The sequence below is a fragment of the Streptococcus mitis SK575 genome (assembly GCF_000257865.1).
Lineage (GTDB): Bacteria > Bacillota > Bacilli > Lactobacillales > Streptococcaceae > Streptococcus > Streptococcus mitis_CQ.
This window is the reverse complement of sequence record NZ_AICU01000048.1, coordinates 23,321-42,119: the sequence shown is the minus strand read 5'-3', so window position 1 is coordinate 42,119 and position 18,799 is coordinate 23,321. Positions and strand designations below refer to the sequence as shown.

The 18,799-nt window shown below is 38.8% G+C and carries 18 protein-coding genes; 17 read left to right on the top strand and 1 reads right to left on the bottom strand.

Annotated features, from left to right (window positions below; genetic code table 11):
• Positions 1 to 418 precede the first annotated feature (418 nt).
• From HMPREF1048_RS06390 to HMPREF1048_RS06340, 11 genes are all read left to right on the top strand, one after another.
• Complete coding sequence (locus tag HMPREF1048_RS06390; RefSeq protein WP_001135679.1) at positions 419 to 1,117, top strand: N-acetylmannosamine-6-phosphate 2-epimerase; 699 nt, start codon at positions 419 to 421, stop codon at positions 1,115 to 1,117.
• Positions 1,118 to 1,141: 24 nt separating this feature from the next.
• Positions 1,142 to 1,594, top strand: a complete 453-nt coding sequence (locus HMPREF1048_RS06385) for a YhcH/YjgK/YiaL family protein (protein WP_000587480.1) — start codon at positions 1,142 to 1,144, stop codon at positions 1,592 to 1,594.
• An 18-nt stretch (positions 1,595 to 1,612) separates the two neighbouring features.
• Positions 1,613 to 2,950, top strand: coding sequence for an ABC transporter substrate-binding protein (locus HMPREF1048_RS06380; RefSeq protein ID WP_000738774.1), 1,338 nt, complete (start codon positions 1,613 to 1,615; stop codon positions 2,948 to 2,950).
• A 78-nt stretch (positions 2,951 to 3,028) separates the two neighbouring features.
• On the top strand, positions 3,029 to 3,913 hold the full coding sequence (locus HMPREF1048_RS06375; RefSeq protein WP_000237988.1) for a carbohydrate ABC transporter permease: 885 nt from the start codon (positions 3,029 to 3,031) through the stop codon (positions 3,911 to 3,913).
• Positions 3,913 to 4,746: a carbohydrate ABC transporter permease gene (locus HMPREF1048_RS06370; protein ID WP_000730332.1), complete on the top strand. Its 834-nt coding sequence runs from the start codon at positions 3,913 to 3,915 to the stop codon at positions 4,744 to 4,746. Before HMPREF1048_RS06375 ends, HMPREF1048_RS06370 begins: the two co-directional genes overlap by 1 nt.
• Positions 4,747 to 4,762: 16 nt before the next feature.
• A complete protein-coding gene (nanB, locus tag HMPREF1048_RS06365) occupies positions 4,763 to 6,856 on the top strand; it encodes a neuraminidase NanB (protein WP_001042151.1) in 2,094 nt (697 codons plus the stop codon).
• A 12-nt stretch (positions 6,857 to 6,868) separates the two neighbouring features.
• Positions 6,869 to 7,972, top strand: a complete 1,104-nt coding sequence (locus HMPREF1048_RS06360) for a Gfo/Idh/MocA family protein (protein ID WP_000241736.1) — start codon at positions 6,869 to 6,871, stop codon at positions 7,970 to 7,972.
• Positions 7,973 to 8,040: 68 nt separating this feature from the next.
• The gene (locus HMPREF1048_RS06355; protein WP_001281501.1) at positions 8,041 to 8,958 is read left to right on the top strand and encodes a dihydrodipicolinate synthase family protein; all 918 of its coding nucleotides are present in this window, start codon (positions 8,041 to 8,043) and stop codon (positions 8,956 to 8,958) included.
• Positions 8,959 to 8,975: 17 nt separating this feature from the next.
• Positions 8,976 to 9,872: an ROK family protein gene (locus HMPREF1048_RS06350; RefSeq protein ID WP_000150256.1), complete on the top strand. Its 897-nt coding sequence runs from the start codon at positions 8,976 to 8,978 to the stop codon at positions 9,870 to 9,872.
• Between the two features lie 238 nt (positions 9,873 to 10,110).
• A complete protein-coding gene (gene relB / locus HMPREF1048_RS06345) occupies positions 10,111 to 10,398 on the top strand; it encodes a type II toxin-antitoxin system RelB/ParD family antitoxin (RefSeq protein WP_000020413.1) in 288 nt (95 codons plus the stop codon).
• Complete coding sequence (locus HMPREF1048_RS06340) at positions 10,388 to 10,738, top strand: type II toxin-antitoxin system RelE/ParE family toxin (RefSeq protein WP_000384861.1); 351 nt, start codon at positions 10,388 to 10,390, stop codon at positions 10,736 to 10,738. The genes relB and HMPREF1048_RS06340 overlap by 11 nt, the downstream gene beginning before the upstream one ends.
• A gap of 61 nt (positions 10,739 to 10,799) precedes the next feature.
• Here HMPREF1048_RS06340 and HMPREF1048_RS06335 read toward each other — a convergent pair whose 3' ends face one another.
• On the bottom strand, positions 10,800 to 11,651 hold the full coding sequence (locus HMPREF1048_RS06335) for a MurR/RpiR family transcriptional regulator (RefSeq protein WP_000360346.1): 852 nt from the start codon (positions 11,649 to 11,651) through the stop codon (positions 10,800 to 10,802).
• 193 nt (positions 11,652 to 11,844) lie between these two features.
• On the opposite strand from HMPREF1048_RS06335, the gene pbp2b reads away from it, so the two are divergent.
• The 6 genes from pbp2b to HMPREF1048_RS06305 all read left to right on the top strand — a co-directional run bounded on the left by pbp2b (position 11,845) and on the right by HMPREF1048_RS06305 (position 18,580).
• The gene (pbp2b, locus tag HMPREF1048_RS06330; protein WP_080568535.1) at positions 11,845 to 13,902 is read left to right on the top strand and encodes a penicillin-binding protein 2B; all 2,058 of its coding nucleotides are present in this window, start codon (positions 11,845 to 11,847) and stop codon (positions 13,900 to 13,902) included.
• 10 nt (positions 13,903 to 13,912) lie between these two features.
• Positions 13,913 to 14,509, top strand: a complete 597-nt coding sequence (gene recR, locus HMPREF1048_RS06325) for a recombination mediator RecR (protein WP_000966738.1) — start codon at positions 13,913 to 13,915, stop codon at positions 14,507 to 14,509.
• Between the two features lie 176 nt (positions 14,510 to 14,685).
• Entirely contained in the window at positions 14,686 to 15,729 is a 1,044-nt protein-coding gene (locus tag HMPREF1048_RS06320) for a D-alanine--D-alanine ligase (protein ID WP_000814669.1), read from the top strand.
• An 84-nt stretch (positions 15,730 to 15,813) separates the two neighbouring features.
• On the top strand, positions 15,814 to 17,184 hold the full coding sequence (locus tag HMPREF1048_RS06315; RefSeq protein WP_000778742.1) for a UDP-N-acetylmuramoyl-tripeptide--D-alanyl-D-alanine ligase: 1,371 nt from the start codon (positions 15,814 to 15,816) through the stop codon (positions 17,182 to 17,184).
• Positions 17,174 to 17,785, top strand: coding sequence for an NUDIX hydrolase N-terminal domain-containing protein (locus HMPREF1048_RS06310; protein ID WP_000994192.1), 612 nt, complete (start codon positions 17,174 to 17,176; stop codon positions 17,783 to 17,785). Before HMPREF1048_RS06315 ends, HMPREF1048_RS06310 begins: the two co-directional genes overlap by 11 nt.
• Before the next feature lie 90 nt (positions 17,786 to 17,875).
• Positions 17,876 to 18,580 (top strand): YwaF family protein, encoded by a 705-nt coding sequence (locus tag HMPREF1048_RS06305; protein WP_001055256.1) that lies wholly within the window; start codon positions 17,876 to 17,878, stop codon positions 18,578 to 18,580.
• Positions 18,581 to 18,799: the final 219 nt, after the last annotated feature.

Below are 18,799 nucleotides of genomic sequence, written 5' to 3'. Positions count from 1 at the left end.
GATGCCCGGATGTCTGAGAATCATCCATTCCCTCCTTCTATTATACCATAGTTTGAAATCTAATTTTGTTAGATTCGATGGTTCTATCTATTTATTCGGAAAAAAGCGTAACTTTTCAAAGTAACTTCCATCTCTCTCCCAAAACTGGAAATTAGTTTTAGAAGTTACCCAATGAAAATCAAAGAGCAAACTAGGAAACTAGCCGCAGGCTGTACTTGAGTACTGCAAGGCAACGTTGACGTGGTTTGAAGAGATTTTCTAAGAGTATAAGATAGATGACTTCTCTGAAACTACTTTCAGAAACAGCTGTTCTATAAAATACTTTTGAAACTGGAATCTATCCTACTACAAAGCATTGAAAGCGCTTCACAGATAATATATAATAAACTCATAAGAACAAAGAAAAGGAGGAAAGAGGATGCCACAGATTACTAAAGAAGCCTTGATTGCACAAATCAAAGATGGAATCATCGTTTCTTGTCAGGCCCTTCCTCACGAACCGCTTTATACAGAAGCGGGAGGAGTCATTCCCTTGCTGGTCAAAGCGGCTGAGCAAGGTGGAGCAGTCGGTATCCGAGCAAACAGTGTTCGCGATATCAAAGAAATCAAGGAGGTTACCAACCTTCCAATCATTGGGATAATTAAACGAGATTATCCACCGCAAGAACCCTTCATCACGGCTACTATGAAAGAAGTTGATGAACTAGCAGAACTAGATATTGAAGTGATTGCTCTAGACTGTACTAAACGCGAACGCTATGATGGTTTGGAAATTCAAGAGTTCATTCGTCAGGTTAAAGAGAAATATCCTAACCAGCTCTTGATGGCTGATACTAGTACTTTTGAAGAAGGACTAGCCGCTGTTGAAGCGGGAATTGACTTTGTCGGAACAACCTTATCAGGATACACATCTTACAGTCCAAAAGTGGATGGTCCCGATTTTGAATTAATTAAAAAACTCTGTGATGCCGGTGTAGATGTCATTGCAGAAGGGAAAATTCATACACCAGAACAAGCCAAACAAATCCTGGGATATGGAGTGCGAGGCATCGTTGTAGGTGGCGCTATTACTAGACCAAAAGAGATTACAGAACGATTCGTTGCTGGTCTTAAATAAAAAGTAAAGAAAGGGGGATTGAGTATGATTATTACTAAAATCAGTCGTTTAGGAACTTATGTGAAAGTAAATCCACATTTTGCAACATTAATAGATTTTCTAGAAAAAACAGGACTAGACAATTTAACAGAAGGTCCGATTGATATCGATGGTGATCGATTATTTGGGAATTGCTTTACGTATCTAGCAGACGGTCAAGCAGGAGCCTTCTTTGAAACTCACCAAAAATATTTGGACATTCATTTAGTTTTGGAAAACGAAGAAGCCATGGCTGTTACGTCACCAGAAAATGTAAGCGTTACCCAAGAATATGATGAAGAAAAAGACATTGAATTATACACAGGGGAAGTGGAACAGTTAGTTCATTTGAGAGCTGGCGAATGCCTTATCACTTTTCCAGAAGATTTACATCAACCCAAGGTTCGTATAAATGATGAACCTGTTAAAAAAGTTGTCTTTAAAGTTGCGATTTCTTAATGTAGAAAGGGAAGAACAATGAAAAAAATGAGAAAGTTTTTATGTCTAGCTGGAGTTGCGCTAGCAGCCGTTGCCTTGGTAGCTTGTTCAGGAAAAAAAGAAGCTACAACTAGTACTGAACCACCGACAGAATTATCTGGTGAGATTACAATGTGGCACTCCTTTACTCAAGGACCACGTTTAGAAAGTATTCAAAAATCAGCAGATGCCTTCATGCAAAAGCATCCGAAAACGAAAATTAAGATTGAAACATTCTCTTGGAATGACTTCTATACTAAATGGACTACAGGTTTAGCAAATGGGAATGTGCCAGATATCAGTACAGCTCTTCCTAACCAAGTAATGGAAATGGTCAACTCAGATGCTTTGGTTCCGCTAAATGATTCTATCAAGCGTATTGGACAGGATAAATTTAACGAAACTGCCTTAAATGAAGCAAAAATCGGAGATGATTACTACTCTGTTCCTCTTTATTCACATGCACAAGTCATGTGGGTTAGAACAGATTTATTAAAAGAACATAATATTGAGGTTCCTAAAACTTGGGATCAACTCTATGAAGCTTCTAAAAAATTGAAAGAAGCTGGAGTTTATGGCTTGTCTGTTCCGTTTGGAACAAATGACTTAATGGCAACACGTTTCTTGAACTTCTACGTACGTAGTGGTGGTGGAAGTCTCTTAACAAAAGATCTTAAAGCAGATTTGACAAGTCAACTTGCTCAAGATGGTATTAAATACTGGGTTAAAATGTATAAAGAAATTTCACCTCAAGATTCTTTGAACTTTAATGTCCTTCAACAAGCTACCTTGTTCTATCAAGGAAAAACAGCATTTGACTTTAACTCTGGCTTCCATATTGGAGGAATTAATGCCAACAGTCCTCAACTGATTGATTCAATTGATGCTTATCCTATTCCAAAAATCAAAGAATCTGATAAGGACCAAGGAATTGAAACCTCAAACATTCCAATGGTTGTTTGGAAAAATTCAAAACACCCAGAAGTTGCTAAAGCATTCTTAGAATCACTTTATAATGAAGAAGACTACGTTAAATTCCTTGATTCAACTCCAGTAGGTATGTTGCCAACTATTAAGGGGATTAGCGATTCTGCAGCCTATAAAGAAAATGAAACTCGTAAGAAATTTAAACATGCTGAAGAAGTGATTACTGAAGCTGTTAAAAAAGGTACTGCTATTGGTTATGAAAATGGACCAAGTGTACAAGCTGGTATGTTGACTAACCAACACATTATTGAACAAATGTTCCAAGATATCATTTCAAATGGAACAGATCCTATGAAAGCAGCAAAAGAAGCAGAAAAACAATTAAACGATTTATTTGAGGCTGCTCAGTAGATGTAAAAGATTAGAAAATAGGTGGGCTAGTGAGCTGAAAAGCCCTAGCCCAATCTTGTAAAAGAAGGGAGAAGGAGAATGGTTAAAGAACGTAATTTAACTCGCTGGATATTTGTTTTGCCAGCTATGATTATCGTAGGATTACTCTTTGTTTATCCGTTTTTCTCGAGTATTTTTTATAGCTTTACCAATAAGCATTTGATTATGCCTAATTATAAATTTGTTGGTTTAGCTAACTATAAAGCTGTGCTATCAGATCCCAACTTCTTTAATGCGTTCTTTAATTCAATTAAGTGGACCGTTTTCTCATTAGTTGGTCAAGTTTTAGTAGGGTTTGTATTGGCTTTGGCTCTTCACAGAGTACGCCACTTCAAGAAATTATATAGGACCTTATTGATTGTTCCTTGGGCATTTCCTACCATCGTTATTGCCTTTTCTTGGCAGTGGATTCTAAACGGGGTTTATGGCTACTTACCTAATCTAATCGTAAAATTAGGTTTAATGGAACATACGCCTGCATTTTTGACAGATAGTACATGGGCATTCCTATGTTTAGTGTTTATCAACATTTGGTTTGGAGCGCCGATGATTATGGTTAATGTGCTTTCAGCTTTGCAAACAGTACCAGAAGAACAATTTGAGGCTGCTAAGATAGATGGTGCTTCAAGTTGGCAGGTGTTCAAGTTTATCGTCTTTCCACATATTAAAGTGGTTGTAGGGCTTCTAGTCGTTTTGAGAACTGTATGGATCTTTAATAACTTTGACATTATCTACCTAATTACAGGTGGTGGACCAGCCAATGCTACAACGACGCTTCCAATTTTTGCCTACAACCTAGGTTGGGGAACTAAATTGTTGGGTCGTGCTTCAGCAGTTACAGTATTGCTCTTTATCTTCTTGGTGGCAATTTGCTTTATCTACTTTGCTATCATCAGTAAGTGGGAAAAGGAGGGTAGAAAATAATGAAGAAGAAATCCGGTATTTATTTAGATATTCTCTCACATGTACTCTTGATTGGTGCGACCATCGTTGCAATTTTCCCATTGGTATGGATTATCATATCTTCTGTCAAGGGGAAAGGGGAATTAACTCAGTATCCAACACGATTTTGGCCTGAACAATTTACATTAGATTATTTCACTCATGTTATTAACGATTTGCACTTTATTGATAACATTCGAAACAGTTTAATCATTGCCTTAGCTACAACCGTTATTGCGATTATTATTTCTGCTATGGCAGCCTATGGTATTGTTAGATTCTTCCCTAAATTGGGAGCAATCATGTCGAGATTACTTGTCATTACCTACATTTTTCCACCAATTTTGTTAGCAATTCCCTATTCAATTGCCATTGCTAAAGTTGGATTAACAAATAGTTTATTTGGCTTGATGATGGTTTATCTATCTTTTAGTGTTCCATATGCAGTTTGGCTCTTAGTTGGATTTTTCCAAACAGTTCCAATTGGAATTGAAGAAGCAGCTAGAATTGATGGTGCAAATAAATTTGTTACATTTTATAAAGTTGTGCTACCGATTGTAGCACCAGGTATTGTAGCAACAGCTATTTATACATTTATCAATGCTTGGAATGAATTCTTGTATGCTTTAATTTTGATTAACAATACAGGAAAGATGACAGTAGCAGTAGCTCTTCGATCTCTTAACGGTTCAGAAATTTTAGACTGGGGAGATATGATGGCAGCATCTGTTATTGTGGTTCTTCCATCAATTATTTTCTTCTCTATTATCCAAAATAAGATTGCAAGTGGATTATCAGAAGGATCTGTGAAGTAAACGAAAGAAGGAAAAAATGAATAAGAGAGGTCTTTATTCAAAACTAGGAATTTCTGTTGTAGGAATTAGTCTTTTAATGGGAGTACCCACTTTGATTCATGCGAATGAATTAAACTATGGTCAACTGTCTATATCTCCTATTTTTCAAGGAGGTTCATATCAACTGAACAATAAGAGTATAGATATCAGCCCTTTGTTATTAGATAAATTATCTGGAGAGAGTCAGACAGTAGTAATGAAATTTAAAGCAGATAAACCAAACTCGCTTCAAGCTTTGTTTGGTCTATCTAATAGTAAAGCAGGCTTTAAAAATAATTACTTTTCAATTTTCATGAGAGATTCTGGTGAGATAGGTGTAGAAATAAGAGACGCCCAAAAGGGAATAAATTATTTATTTTCTAGACCAGCTTCATTATGGGGAAAGCATAAAGGACAGGCAGTTGAAAATACACTCGTATTTGTATCTGATTCTAAAGATAAGACATACACAATGTATGTTAATGGTATAGAAGTGTTCTCTGAAACAGTTGATACATTTTTGCCGATTTCAAATATAAATGGTATAGATAAGGCAACACTAGGAGCTGTTAATCGTGAAGGCAAGGATCATTATCTTGCAAGAGGAAGTATTGATGAAATCAGTCTATTTAATAAAGCAATTAGTGATCAGGAAGTTTCAACTATTCCCTTGTCAAATCCATTTCAGTTAATTTTCCAATCAGGAGATTCTACTCAAGCAAACTATTTTAGAATACCGACATTATATACATTAAGTAGTGGAAGAGTTCTATCAAGTATTGATGCACGTTATGGTGGGACTCATGATTCTAAAAGTAAGATTAATATCGCGACTTCTTATAGTGATGATAATGGGAAAACGTGGAGTGAGCCAACTTTTGCTATGAAGTTTAATGACTATGAGGAGCAGTTAGTTTACTGGCCACGAGATAATAAATTAAAGAATAGTCAAATTAGTGGAAGTGCTTCATTTATAGATTCATCCATTGTTGAAGATAAAAAATCTGGGAAAACGATCTTATTAGCTGATGTTATGCCTGCTGGTATCGGAAATAATAATGCAAATAAAGCTGATTCAGGTTTTAAAGAAATAAACGGTCATTATTATTTAAAACTAAAGAAGGATGGAGATAATGATTTCCGTTATACAGTCAGAGAAAATGGTGTCGTTTATGATGAAACAACTAATAAACCTACAAATTATACTATAAATGATAAGTATGAAGTTTTAGAGGGAGGAAAGTCTTTAACAGTTGAACAATATTCGGTTGATTTTGATAGTGGCTCTTTAAGAGAAAGGCATAATGGAAAACAGGTTCCTATGAATGTTTTCTACAAAGATTCGTTATTTAAAGTGACTCCTACTAATTATATAGCAATGACAATTAGTCAGAATAGAGGAGAGAGTTGGGAACAATTTAAGTTATTGCCTCCGTTCTTAGGAGAAAAACATAATGGAACTTACTTATGTCCCGGACAAGGTTTAGCATTAAAATCAAGTAATAGATTAATTTTTGCAACATATACTAGTGGCGAACTAACTTATCTCATTTCTGATGATAGTGGTCAAACATGGAAGAAATCCTCAGCTTCAATTCCGTTTAAGAATGCGACAGCAGAAGCGCAAATGGTTGAAATGAGAGATGGTGTGATTAGAACATTCTTTAGAACTACTACAGGTAAGATTGCCTATATGACTAGTAGAGATTCTGGAGAAACATGGTCAGAAGTTTCGTATATCGATGGAATTCAACAAACTTCATATGGTACACAAGTATCTGCAATTAGATACTCTCAATTAGTTGATGGAAAAGAAGCAGTCATTTTGAGTACACCAAATTCTAGAAATGGCCGTAAGGGAGGTCAATTAGTTGTCGGTTTAGTCAATAAAGAAGATGATAGTATCGATTGGAAATACCACTATGACATTGATTTGCCTTCGTATGGTTATGCTTATTCTGCGATTACAGAATTGCCAAATCATCACATAGGTGTATTGTTTGAAAAATATGATTCATGGTCAAGAAATGAATTGCATTTAAGCAATGTAGTTCAGTATATAGATTTGGAAATTAATGATTTAACAAAATAAAGGAGAAAAAACATGGTTAAATACGGTGTTGTTGGAACAGGATATTTTGGAGCTGAGTTGGCTCGTTATATGCAAAAGAATGATGGAGCAGAGATTACTCTTCTCTATGATCCAGATAATGCAGAGGCTATTGCAGAAGAATTGGGAGCAAAAGTAGCAAGTTCCCTAGATGAGTTGGTTTCTAGCGATGAAGTAGATTGTGTTATCGTCGCAACTCCAAATAATCTTCATAAGGAACCGGTTATTAAGGCTGCACAACATGGCAAAAATGTTTTCTGTGAAAAACCAATTGCGCTTTCTTATCAAGATTGTCGCGAGATGGTAGATGCATGTAAAGAAAATAATGTAACCTTTATGGCAGGACATATTATGAACTTCTTTAATGGTGTCCATCATGCAAAAGAACTCATTAATCAAGGAGTCATCGGAGACGTTCTATATTGTCACACAGCTCGTAATGGTTGGGAAGAACAACAACCGTCAGTATCATGGAAAAAAATTCGTGAAAAATCAGGTGGTCACTTGTATCACCATATTCATGAATTGGATTGCGTGCAATTCCTTATGGGTGGTATGCCAGAAACTGTAACCATGACAGGTGGAAATGTAGCCCATGAAGGTGAAAATTTCGGTGATGAAGATGATATGATTTTTGTCAATATGGAATTTTCTAATAAACGTTTTGCCTTGTTAGAATGGGGTTCAGCTTATCGTTGGGGTGAACATTATGTTTTGATTCAAGGAACGAAAGGTGCTATCCGCTTAGACTTATTCAACTGTAAAGGAACTCTTAAGCTAGATGGACAAGAAAGCTATTTCTTGATTCATGAATCACAAGAAGAAGATGATGATCGTACTCGCATCTATCATAGTACAGAGATGGACGGAGCAATTGCTTATGGTAAACCAGGTAAACGTACTCCATTATGGCTATCATCTGTGATCGACAAAGAAATGCGCTATCTGCATGAGATTATGCAAGGAGCTCCAGTATCAGAAGAATTTGCAAAACTATTGACAGGTGAAGCTGCTCTAGAAGCAATTGCTACTGCAGATGCTTGTACCCAGTCTATGTTTGAAGATCGCAAAGTAAAATTGTCAGAAATTGTAAAATAAACATAATGTAAAGGGGATGAAAAATTTATTTTCTCCCCTCGTTTCGGAAATAAGTTAGGAGAAAATCTATGTCAGATTTAAAAAAATACGAAGGTGTCATTCCAGCCTTCTACGCATGTTATGATGATCAAGGAGAAGTCAGTCCAGAGCGTACGCGTGCCTTGGTTCAATACTTCATTGATAAGGGAGTTCAAGGTCTCTATGTCAATGGTTCTTCTGGTGAATGTATCTACCAAAGTGTTGAAGACCGCAAGTTAATCTTGGAAGAAGTCATGGCAGTTGCTAAAGGTAAATTGACCATTATTGCCCATGTTGCTTGCAACAATACCAAAGACAGTATGGAACTTGCTCGCCACGCAGAAAGCTTGGGTGTAGATGCTATTGCAACGATTCCACCGATTTACTTCCGCTTGCCAGAATACTCAGTTGCTAAATATTGGAACGATATCAGTTCTGCAGCTCCAAATACAGACTACGTGATTTATAACATTCCTCAATTGGCAGGGGTTGCTTTGACTCCAAGCCTTTACACAGAAATGTTGAAAAATCCTCGTGTTATCGGTGTTAAGAACTCCTCTATGCCAGTTCAAGATATCCAAACCTTTGTCAGCCTTGGTGGAGAAGACCACATCGTCTTTAATGGTCCAGATGAGCAGTTCCTAGGTGGCCGCCTCATGGGAGCTAAAGCTGGTATCGGTGGTACTTATGGTGCTATGCCAGAACTCTTCTTGAAACTCAATCAGTTGATTGCTGACAAAGACTTGGAGACAGCGCGTGAATTACAGTATGCTATCAACGCAATCATTGGTAAACTCACTTCTGCACATGGAAATATGTACGGTGTGATTAAGGAAGTCTTGAAAATCAATGAAGGCTTGAATATTGGTTCTGTTCGTTCACCATTGACACCAGTGACTGAAGAAGATCGTCCAGTTGTAGAAGCAGTTGCAGCCTTGATTCGTGAAACCAAGGAGCGCTTCCTCTAATCCATAAGGAGGTATTTATGACACACTACGTTGCAATTGATATCGGTGGAACCAACATCAAATATGGTTTGATCGACCAAGAAGGCCAACTTGTTGAATCGCATGAAATGCCAACAGAGGCGCATAAAGGTGGACCTCATATCTTACAAAAGACCAAAGATATCGTAGCCAGCTATTTAGAAAAAGGCCCAGTAGCAGGCGTTGCCATTTCTTCTGCAGGAATGGTGGATCCAGATAAGGGTGAGATTTTCTATGCTGGGTCTCAGATTCCAAATTATGCAGGCACCCAGTTCAAAAAGGAAATCGAGACTAGCTTTAACGTTCCTTGTGAGATTGAAAATGACGTCAACTGTGCAGGTCTGGCTGAAGCGGTATCTGGTTCAGGCAAGGGAGCGAGTGTCATCCTTTGCTTGACTATTGGAACAGGTATCGGCGGTTGCTTGATTATGGGGGGGAAGGTTTTCCATGGATTTAGCAATTCAGCCTGTGAAGTTGGTTATATGCATATGCAGGATGGAGAGTTCCAAGATTTGGCTTCTACGACAGCCTTGGTAGAGTATGTAGCAGCAGGTCATGGAGATCCAGTTGACCAGTGGAATGGCCGACGTATCTTTAAGGAAGCCACTGAAGGCAACAAGATTTGTATGGCTGGTATTGACCGCATGGTAGACTATCTAGGGAAAGGTCTGGCTAATATTTGCTACGTTGCTAATCCAGAAGTGGTCATTCTCGGTGGCGGTATCATGGGACAAGAGGCTATCCTCAAACCCAAGATCCGCAAAGCTTTGAAAGAGGCTTTGGTACCAAGCCTAGCTGAAAAAACACGATTAGAATTTGCCCATCACCAAAATACGGCAGGTATGTTGGGAGCTTATTATCATTTTATACTCAATGAAAATCAAAGAGCAAACTAGGAAGCTATCCGTAGGTTGCTCAAAACATTGTTTTGAGGTTGTAGATAAGACTGACGAAGTCAGTAATCATATATCTACGGCAAGGCGAATCTGACGTGGTTTGAAGAGATTTTCGAAGAGTATCAAGACAAAACAATCCTAGTTTGGCTAGACCAAACTAGGATTTTCTAATCAAGTTCCCTTGACTTTCTTTATAATCGTGAGATAATAAATAAAATATATAAAGGGGTTATATAAAATGTCTATAGCGAATTCAAATAAAATTGTGACCTTCCAAGCTAATAGAGAATTAGTAAATGATGCCATGGAAGTGTTAAAAGAAAAAAATCTCTCTCTTTCATCGGCACTTAGATTATTTTTAAAGAATGTTGCCGTAACAAATGAAGTAGATTTACTGAGTGAAGAGGAATTAGAGAAGGAGTATTTGTTTAGACAATTACAAGCAGAAGTTCAAGAAAGTTATGCCAAGATTGAGGCTGGAAATTACTTGACAGATGAGGATGTCGTGACACGCTATGGATTATAAAAAATATAGGATTTTGTATTCTCCTATAGTGATTGATAGTCTGGATAAAATATATCAGTATATAGCAGAGGAAATCGGTTCTGTAGAGGCTGCGAGACGAAAAGTGGAGAGTATTAGAAAAGATATTAATCGTCTAGAAATTTTCCCCCAAGCTGGATTTGATGCCGATGAAAAATTTGGTAAGAAATTAGATCCTCACTACCAAACGCGAGGATTGACCTTGAGTAAGGATTACATCGTATTATATACAATTGTTGAGGATACCGTCAGACTTGCTTATTTACTCCCTTCAAAAAGTGATTACATGAAATTATTCAAGACTAAATCAAGATATGACTAATTCATAATCTAGAAGAGGTATGTTTTTTGATGAATAAAAATCCTAGTTTGACTCAACCAAACTAGAATTTTCTGACACGTTTTTGTCTACGATAGCCGTTGAGTTTTTTATTTTCCCAGTAGCTATTAAAGATTTTTTCCTTGCTTTCGCGATTGATTTCCAAAAAGTAGGCATAAATCAAATCGATAAAGAAGAGCATAGGAAGTTGAGCGGATATTCGTTGGATGTAGGAAGGTTGGCTGTGGGTGGCTACAAGAACAGTCTCTGTGTAGGCCTGACTATCTTTATTGGGAACACTTGAAAAGAGTACAGTCTTTGCTCCCATCTCCTTGGCATCTAATAGACTATCTAAAATAGAGGGAGTTGTGCCAGAAAGTGAGAAACCAAGTACGAGACAATTTTCGTCCATAATGCTGGTTGTCCAAGCAAAGCCGTCTTGATCGGTCAAGGCCTCGCAGACCACACCCAGACGCATGAACCGTAATTTCATTTCACGAGCGACGAGGCCAGAACTCCCTGTTCCGAAGAAGTAGATACGCTCAGCATCTTCGATTAACTGGGCAATTCGTTCTAGTTGGACTTCGTCAATCAAGTCCTGTGTTTGTTCCCTCATATTGCTATAACTTCTGAGGACTCGTTTGGTTAAAGGACTATGTTTGTGAGAATAAGTGTCCTGTTTTTTTGATTGATGTTGGTATTGGAAAATAAATTCTCGGTAGCCAGTAAAGCCACACTTTTTAGCAAAGCGGGTTAGTGCGGCTTGGGAGATATGTAATTTCTGAGTGACTTGTTGAGAAGATAAATCATCTTTAATCGTCTCAGCTTGCAAAAAATAGCGAGCAATTTCTTGCTCTAGGTCTGTCATTTCTTCAAAATGTGAATCAATGACAGTTGCGATATCTGGTTTGTCCATAGGGAAGGCTCCTTTAAATGAGTCGTGTTGGAAAAAGACTAGATTATTGAACTTTTACATTCATTATAACATATAATATAGGGATGGATAAATAAAAACGTATCTTACTGTAAAAACGAAAAAAAGCTTCTTTCTTTTCCATAATTTTCTGCTCAAATTGTGGTACAATTAAGAGTAAGATTTTAAGTTAGAAATGAGACTGATTTGTATGAGAAAATTTAACAGCCATTCGATTCCGATTCGGCTTAATTTATTGTTTTCAATCGTCATTTTACTCTTTATGACCATTATTGGTCGTTTGTTGTATATGCAGGTTTTGAACAAGGATTTTTACGAAAAAAAGCTAGCCTCAGCTAGTCAGACCAAGGTCACAACCAGTTCTGCCCGTGGGGAAATCTATGATGCTAGTGGAAAACCTTTGGTAGAAAATACGTTAAAACAGGTTGTTTCCTTTACGCGTAGCAATAAAATGACGGCTACAGACTTAAAAGAAATAGCTAAAAAGTTACTGACTTATGTGAGCATCAGTTCGCCAAATTTGACAGAACGCCAGCTGGCTGATTACTATTTGGCTGATCCTGAAATCTATAAAAAAACAGTGGAAGCTCTCCCAAGTGAGAAACGCTTGGATTCAGATGGCAATCGCCTATCCGAATCAGAACTGTATAACAATGCGGTCGATAGTGTTCCAACAAGTCAACTAAACTATACAGAGGATGAAAAGAAAGAAATCTATCTTTTTAGTCAGTTAAATGCTGTTGGAAACTTTGCGACAGGAACCATTGCGACAGATCCTCTAAATGATTCTCAGGTGGCTGTTATTGCCTCTATTTCAAAGGAGATGCCTGGCATTAGTATTTCTACTTCTTGGGATCGAAAGATTTTGGAAACTTCCCTTTCTTCTATAGTAGGGAGTGTATCCAGTGAAAAAGCTGGTCTCCCAGCGGAAGAAGCAGAAGCCTATCTTAAAAAAGGCTATTCTCTAAATGACCGTGTTGGAACCTCGTATTTGGAAAAGCAATATGAAGAGACCTTACAAGGAAAACGCTCGGTAAAAGAAATCCATCTGGATAAATATGGCAATATGGAAAGCGTGGATACAATTGAGGAAGGTAGTAAGGGAAACAATATCAAACTGACCATTGATTTGGCCTTCCAAGATAGCGTGGATGCTTTGCTGAAAAGTTATTTCAATTCCGAGCTAGGAAATGGTGGAGCCAAGTATTCTGAGGGTGTGTATGCAGTCGCCCTTAACCCCAAAACAGGTGCTGTTTTGTCTATGTCAGGACTCAAACATGACCTGAAAACGGGAGAGTTGACTCCTGATTCCTTGGGAACGGTAACCAATGTCTTTGTCCCAGGTTCGGTTGTTAAGGCCGCTACCATCAGCTCAGGTTGGGAAAATGGTGTTTTATCAGGAAACCAAACCTTAACAGATCAGCCTATTGTTTTCCAAGGTTCAGCTCCAATTTATTCTTGGTATAAATTGGCATATGGATCTTTTCCTATTACAGCTGTGGAAGCCTTGGAGTATTCATCCAATGCTTACATGGTTCAAACCGCTCTTGGAATCATGGGCCAGACCTATCAACCAAATATGTTTGTTGGAACCAGCAATTTGGAAACAGCTATGGGAAAACTTCGTGCGACCTTTGGCGAATATGGCTTGGGGGCTGCGACCGGAATTGACCTACCAGATGAATCTACTGGATTTGTTCCCAAAGAGTATAGCTTTGCTAATTACATCACCAATTCCTTTGGGCAGTTTGATAACTATACGCCCATGCAGTTGGCTCAGTATGTAGCAACTATTGCAAATGATGGTGTTCGTGTGGCTCCTCGTATTGTTGAAGGCATTTATGGTAATAATGATAAGGGAGGACTGGGTGACTTGATTCAGCAACTGCAACCGACAGAGATGAATAAGGTCAATATATCCGACTCCGATATGAGTATCTTGCACCAAGGATTTTACCAAGTATCGCATGGAACTAGTCCCCTTACGACAGGACGGGCGTTTTCAGATGGCGCCACTGTTTCTATCAGTGGTAAGACCGGTACAGGTGAAAGCTATGTAGCTGGTGGTCAAGAAGCTAATAATACCAATGCCGTGGCCTATGCTCCAACAGAAAATCCTCAAATTGCAGTTGCAGTAGTCTTTCCTCATAATACCAATTTAACCAAAAATGTTGGGCCAGCAATTGCTCGCGACATTATCAATTTATATAACCAACACCATCCAATGAATTAGAAAGGAAGCCATGCTTTATCCAACACCTATTGCTAAGTTGATTGACAGTTATTCCAAACTTCCTGGTATTGGGATTAAGACAGCAACTCGACTGGCCTTTTATACTATTGGAATGCCGGATGACGACGTCAATGAATTTGCAAAAAATCTTCTTGCAGCCAAGCGAGAATTGACCTATTGCTCTATTTGTGGACGATTAACAGATGAAGACCCGTGCTCTATCTGTACCGATCCTAGCCGTGATCAGTCTACGATTCTGGTCCTGGAGGATAGCCGCGATGTCGCTGCCATGGAAAATATTCAGGAATACCACGGACTTTACCATGTCCTGCATGGTCTCATTTCTCCCATGAATGGCATTAGTCCAGATGATATCAATCTCAAGAGCCTCATGACCCGTCTTATGGATAGTGAAGTTTCAGAGGTAATCGTAGCAACCAATGCCACAGCAGATGGGGAAGCGACTTCCATGTATATCTCTCGGCTTCTCAAACCTGCAGGGATTAAGGTTACTCGTCTAGCACGAGGCCTCGCTGTGGGAGCAGATATCGAGTATGCGGATGAAGTGACCCTCTTACGGGCTATTGAAAATCGAACAGAGTTGTAAGTGTAGACAAATTTACGAACTCCATTCATTTATAAAAAAATCAAGGAGGCTGAAAATCGTTCATATCGGCCTCTTTTTGTATAGTGTGATGAGTAGGATCAGGTTCAAGTTTTAAAAAAACAAGCAAATATGATATACTAAAGAGCGAGTATTCTAGTAGAATTAGGACAAATAATATGAAACAAACGATTATTCTTTTATATGGTGGACGGAGTGCGGAACGCGAAGTCTCTGTCCTTTCAGCGGAAAGTGTCATGCGTGCGGTCAATTACGACCGTTTCACAGTTAAGACTTTCTTTATCAGTCAATCAGGTGACTTTATCAAAACGCAGGAATTTAGTCAGACTCCAGGTCAAGAGGACCGTCTCATGACCAATGCGACCATTGATTGGGATAAGAAAGTTGCACCAAGTGCTATCTACGAAGAAGGTGCAGTGGTATTCCCAGTTCTTCACGGTCCGATGGGAGAAGATGGCTCTGTCCAAGGCTTCTTAGAAGTTTTGAAAATGCCCTACGTTGGTTGCAATATCTTGTCATCGAGTCTTGCCATGGATAAAATCACGACCAAGCGTGTTTTAGAATCTGCCGGTATTGCCCAAGTTCCTTATGTGGCTATCGTTGAAGGTGACGATGTGACTGCTAAAATCGCTGAAGTTGAAGAAAAATTGACTTATCCAGTCTTCACCAAACCATCAAACATGGGTTCAAGTGTCGGTATTTCCAAGTCTGAAAATCAAGAAGAACTCCGTCAAGCATTGAAACTTGCCTTCCAATATGACAGCCGTGTCTTGGTTGAGCAAGGGGTGAATGCCCGTGAAATCGAGGTTGGACTCTTGGGCAACTACGATGTCAAAAGCACGCTGCCAGGAGAAGTGGTCAAGGATGTTGACTTCTACGACTATGACGCCAAGTATATTGATAACAAGATTACCATGGACATCCCAGCTAAAATTAGTGATGATGTGGTAGCTGTCATGCGTCAAAATGCAGAAACGGCCTTCCGTGCCATTGGTGGTCTAGGTCTATCTCGTTGCGATTTCTTTTATACAGATAAGGGAGAAATCTTCCTAAATGAGCTCAATACCATGCCAGGTTTCACCCAGTGGTCAATGTATCCACTTCTTTGGGACAATATGGGAATCAGCTATCCAGACTTAATCGAGCGATTGGTTGATCTTGCCAAGGAAAGTTTTGACAAGCGCGAAGCGCATTTGCTATAAAAATGAAAGAGAGGGTAGAAGCCAGAACCATCACTGCAAGGTGACTAGAGTTCTCGGACTTCAACCCTTTTTAAAGGAGTAGAAATGAAATTAACAATTCATGAAGTGGCCCAAGTTGTCGGAGCTAAAAATGATATCAGCATCTTTGAGGATACCCAGTTAGAGAAAGCTGAGTTTGACAGTCGTTTGATTGCGGCAGGGGATTTATTTGTGCCCCTCAAAGGTGCGCGTGACGGTCATGACTTTATCGAAACAGCTTTTGAAAATGGCGCTGCTGCAACCCTGTCTGAGAAAGAGGTCGCAAATCATCCCTACATTCTAGTAGATGACGTTCTGACTGCCTTTCAGCAACTAGCAGCCTACTATCTTGAAAAAACAGCTGTTGATGTCTTTGCAGTTACAGGTTCAAATGGTAAGACAACGACCAAGGATATGTTGGCACACTTGCTATCAACAACCTACAAAACTTACAAAACACAAGGCAACTACAATAATGAGATTGGCCTTCCTTACACAGTTCTCCATATGCCTGAAGGAACAGAAAAGTTGGTTTTGGAGATGGGACAGGATCACTTTGGAGATATTCATCTCTTGTCAGAATTGGCTCGTCCAAAAACAGCCATCGTGACCTTGGTTGGAGAAGCTCATTTGGCATTTTTCAAAGATCGTTCTGAGATTGCTAAAGGGAAAATGCAAATTGCAGATGGTATGGCTTCAGATTCTTTGCTTTTGGCACCAGCTGACCCTATTGTAGAGGCCTACTTACCAGCTGATAAAAAGGTGGTCCGTTTTGGGCAAGGAGCAGAGCTGGAAATCACAGACTTGGTTGAGCGTAAGGACAGTCTGACCTTTAAGGCCAATTTCTTGGAGCAAGCCCTTGATTTGCCAGTGACTGGTAAGTACAATGCCACCAATGCTATGATTGCATCCTATGTTTCCCTACAAGAAGGAGTTTCAGAGGAGCAAATTCATCAGGCCTTCCAAAATCTTGAATTGACACGTAACCGTACCGAGTGGAAGAAAGCAGCTAATGGAGCAGATATCTTGTCAGATGTTTACAATGCCAATCCAACGGCTATGAAGCTGATTTTAGAGACTTTCTCTGCCATTCCAGTCAATGAAGGTGGCAAGAAAATTGCAGTGTTGGCGGATATGAAGGAGCTTGGTGACCAGTCTATTAAACTCCATAACCAGATGATTTTGAGCCTTTCGCCAGATGTGTTGGATACCGTTATTTTCTATGGAGAAGATATTGCTGAATTGGCCCAATTGGCCAGTCAAATGTTCCCAATCGGCCACGTTTACTACTTCAAGAAAACAGAAGACCAAGACCAATTTGAAGACCTAGTCAAGCAGGTCAAAGAAAGCCTTGGAGTCAATGACCAAATCCTACTCAAAGGCTCTAACTCCATGAATCTAGCTAAGCTGGTAGAAAGTTTAGAAAATGAATGCTAGTGATTTTGCCAAGTATCTTCAAAGAATGATTGCCCTTACAGATACTGGATTAACCTTTACAAAAGATCCTTTCGACCGTGAGCGCTATGAAGACTTGCGAAGTCTGTTATCTGAAATGTTGAATCAGGCATCAGACCTTGATTCCGAAGAAGTGGCAGAAGTTTTGAAGCCAACTTCCGCTTATGCAACTCCGTTAATGGACGTCCGTGCTTGGATTGTTGAGGATGAAAAAATTTGTCTGGTTAGGGGACAAGGAGAGAATGATTGGGCTTTGCCAGGTGGCTTTGGTGAAGTCGGCTATTCTCCAACAGAAAATATTCTCAAGGAAATTGAAGAAGAAACCGGTTTTGAAGCTAAAGTAGAAAGACTACTAGCTGTTTTTGATACAAATCGTTTCCAACTACAGAGCAAGCAATATGCAAAGTTTGTTTTTGAATGTAAGCTTCTTGATGGACAATTCCAAAAAAATCAAGAAATTGCTGACCTTCAATTTTTTGCCCTTGACCAACTGCCAGCCTTATCTGAAAAACGCATTACCAAGGAGCAAATAGAGATTCTTTGGCAGGTTTATCAAGGTCAGAGGGAGCAATATCTTGATTAAGAAGATGATTATCGTATTTCTAAATTCATTTTTGACAAATAGCATGGTATAATAAAATGCAGGAAAATTTTGAATCATGAGGAATACTAGATGAATTTATGGGATATTTTCTTTACGACCCAAGCAACAGAGCCACCCAAGTTTGATCTTTATTGGTATGTCAGTATATTTACACTCTTGGCCTTGACCTTCTATACAGCCTATCGTTATCGTGAAAAGAAGGTTTACCAACGATTTTTCCAAATCTTGCAGGCCGTTCAGTTAATCCTTCTTTATGGTTGGTATGGGGTCAATCATATGCCACTGTCAGAAAGTTTACCCTTTTACCATTGCCGTATGGCTATGTTTGTGGTGCTCTTGCTTCCTGGTCAGTCTAAATATAGGCAGTATTTTGCATTACTAGGAACATTTGGGACATTAGCTGCCTTTGTTTATCCAGTGCCAGATCCCTATCCTTTCCCCCATATTGCCATTTTGTCCTTTATCTTTGGGCACTTAGCTCTCTTGGGGAACTCACTGGTTTATCTCTTGAGACAGTACGATGCGAGAATGCTAGATGTGAAAAGAATTTTTCTCATGACCTTTGCATTAAATGCCTTAATTTTTGTGGTCAATTTGGTAACAGGTGGCGATTATGGATTTTTGACAAAACCGCCATTGGTTGGAGACCACGGCTTAGTAGCTAATTATTTAATCGTTTCTCTGGCCTTGTCAGCGGCGATTACGTTGACAAAGAAAATTTTGGAACTATTTTTAGAACAAGAAGCAGAAAAAATGATTGCAAAGAAAGCTTAGAAATGAGCTTTCTTTTTTGTACAATAGACAGATTGTTGACAAAGTTTACAGTGAATGAATTTCTGAACAGAAAAACTAAAAAATTGGCTGGTAAATTTAGGAAAAAACTGAGCACGATGAGATTTTTTGTGTTATAATATTCTGTGAATAGCTATGCCTACGTTTAGCTATTGAATATTACGAAGTTAGAAACTTGGAAGATAGAGAGGATGCGATGTA